The organism is Flavobacterium sp. (assembly GCF_044349645.1).
GTDB lineage: Bacteria > Bacteroidota > Bacteroidia > Flavobacteriales > Flavobacteriaceae > Flavobacterium.
Window position 1 is genome coordinate 1 of the sequence record NZ_JBIKQP010000009.1, and the last position, 14,729, is coordinate 14,729.

Annotated in this window: 10 protein-coding genes; 9 read left to right on the forward strand and 1 reads right to left on the reverse strand. The window is 32.4% G+C overall.

Annotation, left to right across the window (positions count from 1 at the left end):
* The first annotated feature begins 145 nt into the window (after window positions 1-145).
* From purN to AC9UFV_RS03125, 4 genes are all read left to right on the forward strand, one after another.
* Window positions 146-715 (forward strand): phosphoribosylglycinamide formyltransferase, encoded by a 570-nt coding sequence (gene purN / locus AC9UFV_RS03110; RefSeq protein WP_509572665.1) that lies wholly within the window; start codon window positions 146-148, stop codon window positions 713-715.
* A gap of 8 nt (window positions 716-723) precedes the next feature.
* Complete coding sequence (gene rnhA, locus AC9UFV_RS03115) at window positions 724-1,203, forward strand: ribonuclease HI (RefSeq protein WP_509572667.1); 480 nt, start codon at window positions 724-726, stop codon at window positions 1,201-1,203.
* A 92-nt stretch (window positions 1,204-1,295) separates the two neighbouring features.
* Window positions 1,296-2,222, forward strand: coding sequence for a PfkB family carbohydrate kinase (locus AC9UFV_RS03120; RefSeq protein WP_509572670.1), 927 nt, complete (start codon window positions 1,296-1,298; stop codon window positions 2,220-2,222).
* A gap of 62 nt (window positions 2,223-2,284) precedes the next feature.
* The gene (locus AC9UFV_RS03125; RefSeq protein ID WP_509572672.1) at window positions 2,285-4,183 is read left to right on the forward strand and encodes an amidophosphoribosyltransferase; all 1,899 of its coding nucleotides are present in this window, start codon (window positions 2,285-2,287) and stop codon (window positions 4,181-4,183) included.
* A 325-nt stretch (window positions 4,184-4,508) separates the two neighbouring features.
* Here the strand turns inward: AC9UFV_RS03125 and AC9UFV_RS03130 are convergent, their stop codons facing one another.
* The gene (locus AC9UFV_RS03130; protein ID WP_509567476.1) at window positions 4,509-5,117 is read right to left on the reverse strand and encodes a superoxide dismutase; all 609 of its coding nucleotides are present in this window, start codon (window positions 5,115-5,117) and stop codon (window positions 4,509-4,511) included.
* A gap of 283 nt (window positions 5,118-5,400) precedes the next feature.
* On the opposite strand from AC9UFV_RS03130, the gene AC9UFV_RS03135 reads away from it, so the two are divergent.
* The 5 genes from AC9UFV_RS03135 to AC9UFV_RS03155 all read left to right on the forward strand — a co-directional run bounded on the left by AC9UFV_RS03135 (window position 5,401) and on the right by AC9UFV_RS03155 (window position 14,679).
* Window positions 5,401-5,928: a GNAT family N-acetyltransferase gene (locus AC9UFV_RS03135; RefSeq protein WP_509572674.1), complete on the forward strand. Its 528-nt coding sequence runs from the start codon at window positions 5,401-5,403 to the stop codon at window positions 5,926-5,928.
* A 7-nt stretch (window positions 5,929-5,935) separates the two neighbouring features.
* Complete coding sequence (locus tag AC9UFV_RS03140; protein ID WP_509572676.1) at window positions 5,936-9,121, forward strand: UvrD-helicase domain-containing protein; 3,186 nt, start codon at window positions 5,936-5,938, stop codon at window positions 9,119-9,121.
* A gap of 25 nt (window positions 9,122-9,146) precedes the next feature.
* Window positions 9,147-10,337, forward strand: coding sequence for a glycine C-acetyltransferase (kbl, locus tag AC9UFV_RS03145; RefSeq protein WP_509572678.1), 1,191 nt, complete (start codon window positions 9,147-9,149; stop codon window positions 10,335-10,337).
* A 107-nt stretch (window positions 10,338-10,444) separates the two neighbouring features.
* On the forward strand, window positions 10,445-11,845 hold the full coding sequence (locus AC9UFV_RS03150; protein ID WP_509572680.1) for an OmpA family protein: 1,401 nt from the start codon (window positions 10,445-10,447) through the stop codon (window positions 11,843-11,845).
* A 62-nt stretch (window positions 11,846-11,907) separates the two neighbouring features.
* Entirely contained in the window at window positions 11,908-14,679 is a 2,772-nt protein-coding gene (locus tag AC9UFV_RS03155) for a PD-(D/E)XK nuclease family protein (RefSeq protein ID WP_509572682.1), read from the forward strand.
* Window positions 14,680-14,729: the final 50 nt, after the last annotated feature.

Below are 14,729 nucleotides of genomic sequence, written 5' to 3' on the forward strand. Positions count from 1 at the left end.
GGCAAAAATAAAAAACTTTATTTTAATTCCACGCATTAGTTAATAAATAAGGGGCGAAATTAAAAAAATATTTTAATAAAGACGCTAATTTTCTATTATTTATCGTTTTTTATTCTTTTTTTTGTGTCAAATTAAACAGTACAACATGAAAAAAATAGTGATTTTTGCATCTGGTTCGGGGACAAATGCCCAAAACATTGTACTTCACTTTAATAACTCCTCAAAATTACATCAATTTCATATTTTTTCAAATAATCCTAATGCAAAAGTCCTGGAAAAAGCTCAAAATTTATCTGTTCCAACAAAAATTATTTCTAAAGACGATTTAAATTCAGATGTTTTACTTAAAAATTTAAAAGAAATTCAACCTGATTTAATCATTTTAGCTGGGTTTTTATTAAAATTTCCAAGTAATTGTGTCGAAGCATTTCCAAATAAAATTATCAATATTCATCCCGCACTTTTACCAAAATATGGAGGAAAAGGAATGTATGGGATGAATGTTCACCGAGCTGTAGTTGAAAATCGAGAATCAGAGACTGGAATTACAATTCACTATGTAAATGAAAATTACGATGAAGGAAATATAATTTTTCAAGAAAGCATAAATTTAACAGGAACCGAATCACCTGAAGACGTAGCCGAAAAAATTCACGAGCTGGAACAAACACATTTCCCATTAATTATCGATAAAATCTTAAATCTTAAATCTTAAATCAAAAATTGGAACACCAAGTACATATTTATACCGATGGTGCCGCGAAAGGCAATCCGGGCCCAGGAGGTTATGGGATTGTAATGGAATGGGTTGGAAAAACTTACCGCAAAGAATTTTTTGAAGGATTTAGACATACTACCAATAATAGAATGGAATTATTAGCGGTAATAGTAGGTCTTGAAAAATTAAAAACAGAAAACACGAAAGTATTAGTGATTTCTGATTCAAAATATGTGGTTGATTCTGTTTTAAAAAAATGGGTTTTTGGATGGGAGAAAAAAGAATACGTTGGCAAGAAAAACCCTGATTTATGGAAACGATTTTTAGTAGTATTTCGAAAACACCATGTCGATTTTAAATGGATTAAAGGACATAATAATCACCCTCAAAATGAAAGATGCGATGAATTGGCCGTTATGGCTTCAAATCAAAATACACTTTCTGTAGACACTTTTTACGAAAAAGAAGACGACAAACTTTTCTAAATATTGCCATTAAATCACTTTGCAACTCTGCAACAAAAAACTTACCTTTGCCTCTTAATTTGAGATTACTTCAAATCTCCTAATGACAAAATATGAATAAATTATTGATTGTTGGAACCGTGGCTTTCGACGCAATTGAGACTCCATTTGGGAAAACAGATAAAATTTTAGGGGGAGCTGGTACGTATATTGGGCTTTCTGCTTCTCATTTTAATTTACAATCTGCTATAGTTTCAGTTGTTGGCGACGATTTTCCACAAGAATATTTAGATTTATTATCAGATAGAAATATCGATATTTCAGGACTTGAAGTAGTAAAAGGTGGAAAAACTTTCTTTTGGAGTGGTCGCTATCATAACGATTTAAATTCAAGAGACACACTTGATACACAGTTAAATGTATTAGCTGATTTCCAACCAAAAGTACCTCAGAATTATAAAAATGCTGACGTAGTTATGTTAGGAAATTTGCATCCATTGGTTCAAAGCAGCGTTTTAGATCAAATGGAAGTAAAACCTAAATTGGTTGTTTTAGACACCATGAATTTCTGGATGGATTGTGCTTTGGAGGAATTATTAAGCGTAATAAAAAGAGTGGATGTAATTACCATTAATGATGAAGAAGCACGTCAATTGTCAGGGGAATATTCATTAGTGAAAGCGGCGGCAAAAATTCATACAATGGGACCTAAATATGTTGTGATTAAAAAAGGAGAACACGGAGCCTTATTGTTTCATAATAAAGACGTTTTCTTTGCGCCAGCATTGCCATTAGAAGAAGTTTTTGATCCTACTGGAGCGGGAGATACATTTGCAGGTGGTTTTGCAGGATTTATTACTCAAAGTGAAAATGTAACTTTTGAAAATATGAAAAGCGCAATTATATACGGTTCTAATTTAGCTTCTTTTTGTGTGGAGAAATTTGGAACTGAAAGAATGCTAGGGCTTAAAAGCGATGAGGTAAATGCCAGATTACAACAATTCAAATCTTTAACACAATTTGATATAGAAATACAATAAAATTATGCCTCGAAATTCCGGGGCTTTTTTTATTTTTACATAACTACAATACAACAACTACAATGAGCGACGCATTACAACACGAATGTGGAATAGCATTTTTAAGACTTTTAAAACCGCTTGAATTTTACAAGGAGAAATACGGAACGGCTTTTTATGGCATTCAAAAAATGTATCTCCTAATGGAAAAACAGCACAATCGTGGACAAGACGGAGCTGGTTTTGCAAGTATAAAATTAGACATGGAGCCTGGTGAAAGATACATCAGCAGGGTACGTTCTAATGATCCTCAAGCCATTCAAGATGTGTTTTCACAAATAAACGATCGCATCAATGATGAAATGACGTCCCATCCAGAATTTACCAATAATGTAGCGCTTCAAAAAAAGAACATTCCTTATATAGGAGAAGTATTTTTAGGTCACGTTCGATACGGAACTTTTGGAAAAAACAGCATAGAAAGCGTTCACCCATTTCTTCGTCAAAATAATTGGATGCACCGTAACTTAATTGTTGCAGGAAATTTCAATATGACCAATGTAAAAGAACTTTTCTCTAGCTTAATTGAATTGGGGCAACACCCAAAAGAAATGGCCGATACCGTAACAATTATGGAAAAAATCGGACATTTTCTGGACGATGAAGTAACCGATTTGTACTTAGAATGTAAAAATAATGGTTTAACAAAAAGAGAGGCTTCTCCTGTAATTGCTGAAAAATTAGAAATTTCAAAAATCCTTCGTCGCGCCTCAAAAGGTTGGGATGGTGGCTATGCAATGGCCGGTTTATTAGGACATGGTGACGCATTTGTATTTAGAGATCCAGCTGGAATCCGACCTGCCTATTTTTATCAAGACGATGAAATAGTAGTGGTTGCCTCTGAACGTCCTGTAATTCAAACCGTTTTTAATGTCGACTTTGATAAAGTTCAAGAATTGACACCTGGCAACGCTTTGATTATTAAGAAAAACGGAAAGGTTACAGAAGAAGAAATTATTGTTCCAACTGTAAAAAAGGCATGTTCATTCGAGAGAATTTATTTTTCAAGAGGGAGCGATGCAGAAATATATCAAGAACGTAAAAACCTTGGAAAATTAATTTTACCAGCTGTTTTAGAAGCCATCGATAACGATACCGATAACACCGTTTTTTCTTACATACCAAATACTGCCGAAACTTCGTTTTACGGAATAGTAGAAGCGGCTCAAGATTTTTTAAATCAAAGAAAAAATAATTTTATTCTTGAAAATAGAAATACATTAACAAAAGAAAGCCTGCAAGAATTACTTTCTGTAAAAATTAGAACCGAAAAAGTAGCTATTAAAGATGCTAAACTTAGAACGTTTATTACTGAAGACAGCAGCCGAAACGATTTGGTTGCACATATATATGACGTTACTTATGGAGTTATAAAACCAACAGATAATTTGGTAATCATTGATGACAGTATCGTTCGAGGAACGACCTTAAAGCTGAGTATCATCAAAATGATGGATCGTTTAAATCCAAAAAGTATTGTGATAGTTTCAGCAGCGCCGCAAATTAGATATCCTGATTGCTATGGAATCGACATGGCAAAACTAGAAGGACTTATTGCTTTCCAAGCGGCATTAGAATTATTAAAAGAAAGAAATTTATATGGAATTGTAGATTCTGTTTATGAAAAATGTAAGGCGCAAGAAAACTTGAAAGACAGCGAAGTCGTAAACTTTGTTACCGAAATTTATGCGCCATTTAAGCCACAAGAAATATCAGATAAAATTGCACAAATGCTAAAAGATTCTTCGGTAAAAGCCGATGTTAAAATTATTTTCCAAACCGTTGAGAACTTACATATTGCGTGTCCTAAAAACCTAGGTGATTGGTATTTCACCGGAGATTATCCAACGCCAGGAGGAAACCGAGTAGTAAATCGTGCCTTTATGAATTTCTACGAAGGCAAAGACGCAAGAGCTTATTAATGATTTTTATTGATAGCTGAAAGTAAATTATTCAATTTAATATTTAGTAACATTGTATTCTGAATAATAATTTTAACGCTTTGATTTTAAACTCTTTAAATTATATTTAGACTTTATTTTTAGTATGTATCTATGAAATAAAAAATTTGCCACAGATTTAACGGATCTAGCTGATTATGACAGATTACATCCTCATAATCCGTTAAATCTGTGATAATCTGTGGCAAAAAACCTAAAGATTTATAATAAAAAATGCAATTCTGATAATTAAATCAAAATTGTATTTTTTTGTTTTATAAGCTAATTCCCTTTTGAGATTAAATGACTATTTCTCTAAAGCGTATCTTCTTGAAACTTCTACCCAGTTAATCACATTAAAGAAAGCTTCAATATAATCCGGTCTTCTGTTTTGATAGTTTAAATAATAAGCATGTTCCCAAACGTCCATTCCTAAAATTGGAGTTCCACCGCAACCCACGCCTGGCATTAAAGTATTGTCCTGATTTGGAGTTCCGCAAACGTCTAACTTTCCTCCTTTGTGAACGCAAAGCCATGCCCATCCTGAACCAAATTGAGTCGCTCCCGCTTTTGCAAACTTCGCTTTAAATTCTTCAAATGTTCCAAAAGCACTTTCAATAGCAGCTAATAAATCTCCAGTTGGAAGTCCACCGCCATTTGGAGACATCACCGTCCAAAACAAATTATGATTGTAAAAACCACCGCCATTATTGCGAACAGCCGCATTTTTCATATCAAGATTTATTAAAATATTTTCAATCGTTTTACCTTCTAAATCTGTTCCAGCAATTGCCGCGTTCAAATTTGTTGTGTAAGCATTATGATGTTTCGAATGGTGAATTTCCATCGTACGAGCATCAATATGTGGTTCCAAAGCGTCATACGCGTAAGGTAATTGTGGTAATTCAAATGCCATAATAGTATAGTTTATTTGTTAATTATATTTATTTCAAAAATAAACAATTAACTTTGGAAATGAAAATTCTATTTTGTTATTTTCCTATCAAATAAATCTATAGTCCAATTGTCATTACAGAAACGGAATTTTTGGAGCTTTTTCCTGCTTTCATTCCAAATCTCGCCAAAAAAAGGCGAGGATTTTCCCTTCAATCAGGGCTAGGAAATTTAGGAAATAATCACTTTTAGATTTAATAATTCCGTTCTTCAGAAACTAGAAAATCAATCAAGCCGCATTACAAATGACGTTCACTATTCAACCAAATAATCTAAAATCAGATTTAATCATCCTAAAACCGTTGCAAGAAACCGATTTTGATAGATTATTTGAAATCGCTTCCGACCCTTTATTATGGGAACAGCATCCCAACAAATTCAGGTATAAAAAAGAAGAATTTACTACTTTCTTTAAAGGAGCAATGCTTTCAAAAGGGGCTTTTATTGTTTTAGACGCCAAAACAAACGAGGTTGTTGGATGCAGTAGGTATTATGATTACAATCAAGAAGACAACTCCATATTAATAGGATATACTTTCATCGGAAGAAAATTTTGGGGCAAGGGGTACAATGAATCTCTAAAAAATACTATGGTCAATTATATTTTTCAATATGTTTCGTGTATCTATTTTCACGTTGGAAATCAAAATTTTCGTTCTCAAAAAGCAATCGAAAAATTTGGCGCTCAAAAAGTAGGAGAACAAGAAGTAGAATATTATGGAGAAACACCAAAAATGAATTACATTTATAAAATTAAAAAATTAGAAAACTAAAATCTAAATGCAAAGACCTTCATTCTCCATATACGACGCATCGGCAGGCTCAGGAAAAACCTATGCACTGGTTAAAGAATACCTGAAAATTATTTTGGTAGCTAAGAAAAACGACGCCTATAGAAACATACTCGCCATAACGTTTACCAATAAAGCGGTTCACGAAATGAAAAGCCGAATTGTTTGGAATTTATCAGAGTTTGCTGAGAAAATTCCCGATCCAAAAGCGGCAGAATTAATGGATATTCTGTCAAATGGTAGAAGAAAAAAAGACAATCCTCAAGAATGGCAAGACGAACCAATTGGGCTTTCAATTATCCAAATACAAACAAAAGCGCAACAAATCATAAAGCATATTATTCATAATTATGCCGCTTTTGATATTTCAACCATCGATAAATTCACGCACAAAGTAATTCGTGCTTTTGCCCACGATTTAAATTTGCCGATGACATTTGAAGTGACTTTGGACACCGAAAACCTTTTAACAGAAGCCGTTGATGCCATAATCGCTCAAGCCGGCGAAGACGATGTATTAACCAAATTACTCATCGATTTCACCATGCAAAAAACCGACGAAGATAAAAGTTGGGATATTTCTCGTGAAATTTTAGATACCGGGCGCCTACTTTTAAATGAGAATAATCGGGAAGAAATAACTCATTTTCAAGATAAATCCATCTCAGAATTCATCGAAATAAAAAATAAAGTTGCCGAAGCTTGTCAGGTTATCAATAAAGAAAATTCAGCATTAGCTAAAAGCTTATTGGCTCTAATTGAAAAAAACGGAATCGATACTAAATCATTTTCTGCAGGACATTTTCCCAATCATTTGAATAATATAGCTGTTGAAAAATTCAATCCAAACAATAAAACGTACCATGAATTTGAGGATATCAAAATCAATAAAACTGCGAAAGACAAATTAGAAATAGAAGCAATTATTCCGGAATTATTAAGTGTTTTAGAAACGATTTATACTAAATTTGAAAAAAGAGAATTTTATAATGCCTTCCTAAAAAATATTACGCCACTTTCGTTGTTAAATACCGTTAGCAACGAATTGGCAAAAATTCAGAAAGAGCAAAATGTACTTTCTATCGCCGAGTTCAATGCGATTATTTATAATGAAATTCAAAACCAACCGGCGCCATTTATTTATGAAAGATTAGGGGAACGTTACCGACATTTTTTTATAGATGAATTTCAAGACACTTCCGAAATGCAATGGCAGAATTTAATTCCGCTAATTGATAATGCCACTTCAAGTGAAATTGAAGGTGAAAAAGGAACTTTGATGATTGTGGGCGATCCAAAACAATCTATTTACAGATGGCGAGGTGGAAAAGCAGAGCAATTTATCGAATTGAGTAAAGATAAAAATCCGTTCAATAATCCTGACAAACAATTATTTACATTAGATACCAATTACAGAAGTTATTCTCAAGTAATCGATTTTAACAATAAGTTATTTTACTATTTGTCATCTGAATTTAACAATGCAGATTACAAAGATTTATACGAAAATCACAGTCGCCAAGAAGAAAATAATAAAAAAGGAGGCTATGTAAATATTTCGTTTATTCCAAAAATGGAAACTTCTTCAGAGGATGAAGAGTCATTGGATAAAATTGAAATGTACTTAAAGGCTACATTAAAGACAATTGAAAAAGTAAAAAACGAAAGATTTGAATACCAAGAAATTGTAATTCTAACCCGAAAAAGAGCACAGGGAATTGCTTTAGCCAATTATCTAATTGAAAATAACATTCCAATTATTTCATCTGAAACGTTGATGATCAAGAATTCAACCGACGTTCAAATGATTATCAATGTATTGAGATATTTACATAATAACTCTGATATAAAAGCTAAAGCAGGATTCTTACTTTATATCGCAAATCAGTTTCAAACCAATATGGCCGTTCATGATTTTATTGCCAAAGGGAAAGAAAAAGTAAAGGAAAATGAGTTTGAATTGTGGTTATCGGAATTTGATATTTCACTTTCATTTCAAGACATTAGAAAAAAATCATTGTATGAAGCGGTAGAAATTATTGTGAGTAAATTCCAATTAAAAAGTCACGCCTATGTTCAATATTTCATCGATATAGTTTTAGAACGAGATATAAGAAATCAAGCTGGAATTGCAGATTTTTTAAGTTATTGGGATAAAAACAACGATAAATTTAGCATACCATCTCCTGAAGGGAAAAACGCAATTCGAATCATGACCATTCATAAATCAAAAGGATTAGAATTTCCGGTTGTAATAATGCCTTTTGCGGATGAAGATTATGTTCGAAAACCAAAAGATAAATTGTGGCTTGATGCCGAAGAAGAAACCTTTGGCTTGCCAAAAGTATTAATAGACAATAGTAGTTCTGTAGAAAATTTTGGAGAGGAAGCTGCAGCGGTATTCCAAGAAAAAAAACAAGAGGAATTGCTTGATAACATTAATGTTTTGTATGTTGCATTGACTCGCGCCGAGGAACAATTGTATGTAATTTCACAATATTTAGAACCAAATAAAGAAGGACAATATCCTTACAATACGGCGTCGTTTTTTATTGAATATTTAATTGCGATTGAAGTTTATAATCCAAGTATTTTAGAATACGAATTTGGAAACAAAGCGAAATTGTCTAAAGTAATTTCATTCAATGATGAAACCAATACTATCCCAACAATTAGTAATGTATTGGACCCTAAAGATATTAAAATTGCTCGACGCGAAGCATTAATGTGGGGAACAAATCAGCAAAAAGCAATTGAATACGGAAACATAATTCATGAAATTTTATCTTTTGTAAAAACGGCATCTGATATTGATTTAGCAATACAAAATGCAATTGAAAATGGATTAATTACCCTAAATCAAAAGGAAGTTGTTTTGAAAAGTATTCAAGAAATTGTAAATAATAAAGAACTTGAAAGTTATTTTTCGAGTGCAAATGAAATCTTAAATGAGCAAGCAATAATCCAAAAAGAAGGAAAAACGATAAAGCCAGACCGAATGGTTTTGACTAAAAATAAAGAAGTATATCTTTTAGATTATAAAACGGGAACTCACAATCAAAAGTACCAACTCCAATTGGAAAATTATCAAAATGCAATTGAAAAAATGGGATTAAAAGTCACGAAAAAAGCGTTAGTTTATATTGGAGAAGAAATTAACGTTGTAAATTTGTAAAAAACTAAAACTAAAATTATAAAAAATGTACGGTAAAATTCAACAATTTCTTCAATCAGAATTAGCTACAATTGAAGAAAACGGGATATTTAAAAAAGAGAGAATTATAACTTCCACGCAAGGAGCAGAAATAACTGTTAATGGAGAAACGGTATTGAATTTTTGTGCCAACAACTATTTGGGACTTTCTTCCCATCCAGAGGTTATTCAAGCCGCAAAGGACACTTTGGATTCTCACGGATTTGGAATGTCATCTGTTAGATTTATCTGTGGAACTCAAGATATTCACAAAACATTAGAAAGAAAAATCGCTGAATTTTATGGAACAGAAGACACGATTTTATATGCTGCTGCATTTGATGCCAATGGTGGAGTTTTTGAACCTTTACTAGGAGAACAAGACTGTATAATTTCTGATAGTTTGAACCACGCTTCTATAATTGATGGTGTTCGATTGTGTAAAGCCGCTCGTTATCGTTATGAAAATAGCAATATGGAAGATTTGGAGGCGCAATTAATTAAAGCTACCGAAGTAGGAACGCGTTTTAAATTAATTGTTACCGATGGCGTTTTCTCAATGGATGGTGTTGTAGCTCCGCTAGATATAATTTGTGATTTAGCTGATAAATATGATGCTATGGTGATGGTTGACGAGTGTCATGCTGCTGGATTTATTGGCGCAACAGGAAAGGGAACGCCAGAAGCAAAAGGCGTTATGGGTCGTGTGGACATCATCACAGGAACTTTAGGAAAAGCCCTTGGAGGAGCAATGGGAGGTTATACAACTGCAAAAAAAGAAATTATTGAAATATTAAGACAACGTTCTCGTCCATATTTATTTTCTAATTCTTTAGCTCCTGCAATAGTTGGGGCCTCAATAAAGGTATTTGAATTATTAGAGAAAGATACTACTTTAAGAGATCAATTGGAAGAAAATACTAATTATTTCAAATCTGGAATGAAAAATGCAGGTTTTGATATTGTTGAAGGCGATTCTGCAATTGTACCAGTAATGTTATATGACGCTAAGTTAGCCCAAGTAATGGCTGATGAGTTATTGAAAAAAGGAATTTATGTAATAGGTTTCTTTTTCCCAGTGGTCCCAAAGGAGAAGGCAAGAATCAGAGTGCAATTATCGGCTGCCCATACTAAAGCTCATTTAGACAAGGCTATAGTAGCTTTTATTGAGGTTGGAAAACAATTAAATGTGATTTAAATGTGTAAATAATGCCCTTTTAATCAGATTTTTAACAAAACCCTTTGTAGTTTAATAATAAGATATTACTTTTGCGATAGATTAATTCAAAATTAAAACAAACAAATATGAAACATCTAAACAAATTAATTACAGCTGTTGTGCTATTAGTGGGATTATTATCTCAAGCTCAAGACGTAAACAACACATGGGCTATATCTTTTGGAACAAATGCTGTTGACACAAGAGTAAGCGCAGCTTCTAGTATCAAAGATCAATTTTCAAATTATTTTAATAAATCGGATAACTGGAATGTTTTACCTTCTTTATCTTATTTAAATGTAACAAAATATGCTGGAGATAATTTCTCATTTGGTCTTACAGGATCTATCAACAAAATGTCAAAATTTGTAAACACTCAAACTCCAACTGGAGATTATTTTGTTACAAATCCTGGAGATTTAAACTATTATGCATTTGATTTAGACATTAAATATAGCTTCATGAAAATGATTGGTTCTAAATCATTCGAGCCAACTGCACACATTGGTGGTGGTTATACTTTCTTAGACAAAGTAAGTTCAGGAACAATGAATACAGGTTTAGGATTAACATATTGGATGACTGAGTTAGTTGGACTTTCTGTTCAATCTACTTACAAACATTCATTTGATGATGCTAGAATACCAGGTGTAGATGTACCATCTCACATGCAACATTTTGCTGGTCTAATATTCAAATTTGGAGGTAAAGATACAGACGGTGACGGAATCTACGATAGAGACGATGCTTGTCCAGAAGTTGCTGGTTTAAAAGAATTCAAAGGATGTCCTGATACTGACGGTGACGGAATTGTTGATGCAAGTGATGCTTGTCCAGATGCCGCAGGAACTGTAGCTATGAATGGTTGTCCTGATACTGACGGTGACGGAGTTGCTGACAAAGAAGATTCTTGTCCAGAAGTTGCTGGTTTAAAAGCATTAAAAGGTTGTCCTGATACTGACGGTGACGGAACTACTGATAAAGATGACAAATGTCCAAACATTAAAGGACCTAAAGAAAATGCAGGTTGTCCTTGGCCAGATACTGATGGTGATTCAGTTTTAGATAAAGATGACAAATGTCCTACTGAAAAAGGAACTGTTGCTAACAATGGTTGCCCAGAAATTTCTCAAGTAGCTATGAATACTTTAGAAGGATATGCTAAAACAATTTTGTTTAATACTGGAAAATCTTCATTCCAAAAACAAACTTTACCAGTATTGAAATCTATTATTGCAATCTTGAAAGAAAACCCAACTGCAAAATTCAATATTGCAGGTCATACAGATTCAACTGGTAATACTGCATCTAACATGGTACTTTCTAACGAAAGAGCCGCAGCTGTTAAAAACTACTTAGTTTCTAATGGTGTTGCTGCTGATAGATTAACTTCTAACGGTTATGGTGATACTCAACCAATCGGTGATAATAACACTGAAGAAGGTAGATCTAGTAACAGAAGAGTAGAAGTGAAATACGTTAAATAATTCACTTAAAATATTTTTAAAAACGCCTCGATTTATCGGGGCGTTTTTTTTATATTTATAAAATGATAGAAGAAACTTTTTTAGATAAAATAGCACAAGTAATAATTAGAGATTATTCCGATAATCTTTCAAATACTGTTGTGATCTTGCCAAATAAAAGAGCAAAAATATTTTTAATTGAAGCTTTAAAGAATCAAATTCAGAATAATATTATTTGCCCTAAAATTATTAGTATAGAGGACTTTATTCAAGAAATTTCAGCAATTAGATCAATCGATTCAATAGAATTGGTATTCGAATTCTATGAAGTATATTTAAAATTAACCGATGTAAAAAGCCAACAATCATTTGATTTATTTGCCAATTGGGCAAAAATGCTTTTACAAGATTTTAATGAAATAGACCGCTATTTACTAGATTCAAATCATGTTCTTTCGTATTTAAAAGATATTGAAGACATAAAAAAATGGGGAATTGAAGTTCAAAACAAAACAAAATTATTAGAAAATTATATCGACTTTTGGAAGTTACTGCCAAATTATTACCAAACGCTTTACAGTCATTTATTAAAAAAAGGAATTGGATATCAAGGATTAATCTATAGAGAAGCGGTTAATAAAATAAATGCATTTTCTAAATCTGTCCCAGACACAAACTATATTATTGCTGGCTTTAATGCCCTAAATGCTGCTGAAGAAAAAATCGTGCAAAGTTTGTTAGCGTCCAATCAAGCAAAAATTTATTGGGATATAGACCAAGCATTTTTAAATGATCCTTATCATGATGCTGGATTATTTATTCGAAAATTTAAAGAAAAGTGGTCCCACTACAAGTCCAATCCCTTTGAATGGATTGCCGATGATTTTCTTAAAGATAAAAAAAACATCAATATTATTGGAACTCCAAAATCCATTGGCCAAGCAAAAATTGCTGGAGGTATAATTGATGATTTGATTGAAAATGATCCAACCATTTCTTTGGAAAAAGTAGCAATAGTTTTAGGTGATGAAAATATGCTGATTCCATTGCTTTATTCTCTTCCATCAAGTGTAAAATCATTAAATATCACTATGGGTTTTTCAAGCAAGAATAACCCTGCACAAATATTAATTTCTAAGTTATTTAAAATGCATACCGCAGCCATGTCAAGAAATGGCAAAAACTATGTATTTTACTATAAAGACGTCCTTGGAATATTAACCCACCCATTAATTGAACCCTACTCAAATACAAATGCATTAGTGAAAACTATAATTGAATTCAATTATACCTTCATTACTCATCAAAAAATAATGGAATTAAATCCTAATCCTAGTGATTTATTCCTTTTGTTGTTTGGTAAATGGGAGAATGGTAGTTTAAGTGCACTCGAAGGGATTTCTCAATTATTGCAAATCATAAAAGGAAATTTAAGTAATGACAATGAAGAAGAAAAAATTACAAAAGCATTTGTTTTTTCGATTTTTAAAGTAATCAATAAACTGATCAGTTATTATTCAAAATACGATCACATCAATACTATTGAAACGCTTTACGCGATTTACAAACAAGTAATCGATCTTGCTGAGGTTTCATTTGAAGGAGAACCATTAAAAGGATTGCAAATTATGGGTGTATTAGAAAGTCGTGTTTTAGACTTTGAAACTGTTATTATTACTTCTTTGAACGAAGGCAAATTGCCAGCAGGAAAGTCGCAAAATTCTTTCATTCCTTATGATGTGAAAAGAGAATTAGAACTACCTACTTTCAAAGAGAAAGATGCAATTTATACGTATCACTTTTATCATTTGTTACAACGTGCAAAAAACGTGTACTTACTTTATAATACTGAAAGTGATGGAATGGATGCTGGCGAAAAAAGCCGATTTATTACACAGTTACAAGTCGAATATAAAGATAAAGATGTCCATAATATAAATCCTTCAATTTATAACGCAGTAGTTCCAGAAAAAGCGAACCAACCAATGGTTATCCCAAAATCGGAATCAGTGATGGCACGTTTAAAAGAAATTGCCGAATCTGGCTTTTCTCCAACCGCTATAACAAGTTACATCCGGAACCCAATACAATTTTACTATGACAAAATTTTATCAATAGGTGGAGTAGATGAAGTAGAAGAGAATATTGCAGTAAAGACATTAGGGATAATAATTCATGAAACTTTGGAAGCTCTTTATTTACCTTTTATAGGAAAATTTATTTCCGAAAGCGACATTCTAAATTGTATTAAGCAAATAGATTCTGAAGTGTTGAACCAATTTAAAAATGTCTATAAAGAAGGAGAAATCAAGAAAGGTAAAAATTTACTCACTTTTGAAGTTGTAAAACGAAATGTATATAACTTCCTAAAAGTAGAATTGGAATCTATTGTTTCAGGTGATTCGGTTAAAATAATTACTCTTGAGCAACGATTTGAACGAACATTTGAGCATCCAAGCTTGCCATATCCTGTTAAAATTGGCGGTTCTGTAGATAGAATTGAATTGCGAAATGGAGTTCTAAGAATTATTGATTATAAAACGGGAAAAGTTGATAAAGGAACGGTGACATTAAGCACTTGGACAGATTTAACTAAGGACATTATCAACGAAAAAATTATACAAATTTTAGCCTATGCCTTTGCATGTGAAGAGCTGGCGATTGATCAACCGATGGAAGCGGGTATTATTTCTTTCAAGAATTTAAAATCTGGATTTTTACCATTCACTTTTAAAGAAGGTAAAGAGCTGAACACAATAATAAGTAAGGAAACTATCGATCAGTATTTAGAACAAATTACTATTTTATTGGTTGAAATTTTAGATGAAAATATTCCTTTTGAGGAGAAAGTTTAGGTTTTTTTCACCACAAAAGAATCAAAAGAATTACAAAAGAATCAAATAAT

Bases quoted from the DNA above. Each gene is read 5' to 3' on its own strand.
- AC9UFV_RS03150 (WP_509572680.1), top strand. From the start codon at position 10,445: ATGAAACATCTAAACAAATTAATTACAGCTGTTGTGCTATTAGTGGGA.
- kbl (WP_509572678.1), top strand. From the start codon at position 9,147: ATGTACGGTAAAATTCAACAATTTCTTCAATCAGAATTAGCTACAATT.
- AC9UFV_RS03140 (WP_509572676.1), top strand. From the start codon at position 5,936: ATGCAAAGACCTTCATTCTCCATATACGACGCATCGGCAGGCTCAGGA.
- AC9UFV_RS03135 (WP_509572674.1), top strand. From the start codon at position 5,401: ATGACGTTCACTATTCAACCAAATAATCTAAAATCAGATTTAATCATC.
- AC9UFV_RS03155 (WP_509572682.1), top strand. From the start codon at position 11,908: ATGATAGAAGAAACTTTTTTAGATAAAATAGCACAAGTAATAATTAGA.
- AC9UFV_RS03120 (WP_509572670.1), top strand. From the start codon at position 1,296: ATGAATAAATTATTGATTGTTGGAACCGTGGCTTTCGACGCAATTGAG.
- AC9UFV_RS03130 (WP_509567476.1), bottom strand. From the start codon at position 5,117: ATGGCATTTGAATTACCACAATTACCTTACGCGTATGACGCTTTGGAA.
- AC9UFV_RS03125 (WP_509572672.1), top strand. From the start codon at position 2,285: ATGAGCGACGCATTACAACACGAATGTGGAATAGCATTTTTAAGACTT.
- purN (WP_509572665.1), top strand. From the start codon at position 146: ATGAAAAAAATAGTGATTTTTGCATCTGGTTCGGGGACAAATGCCCAA.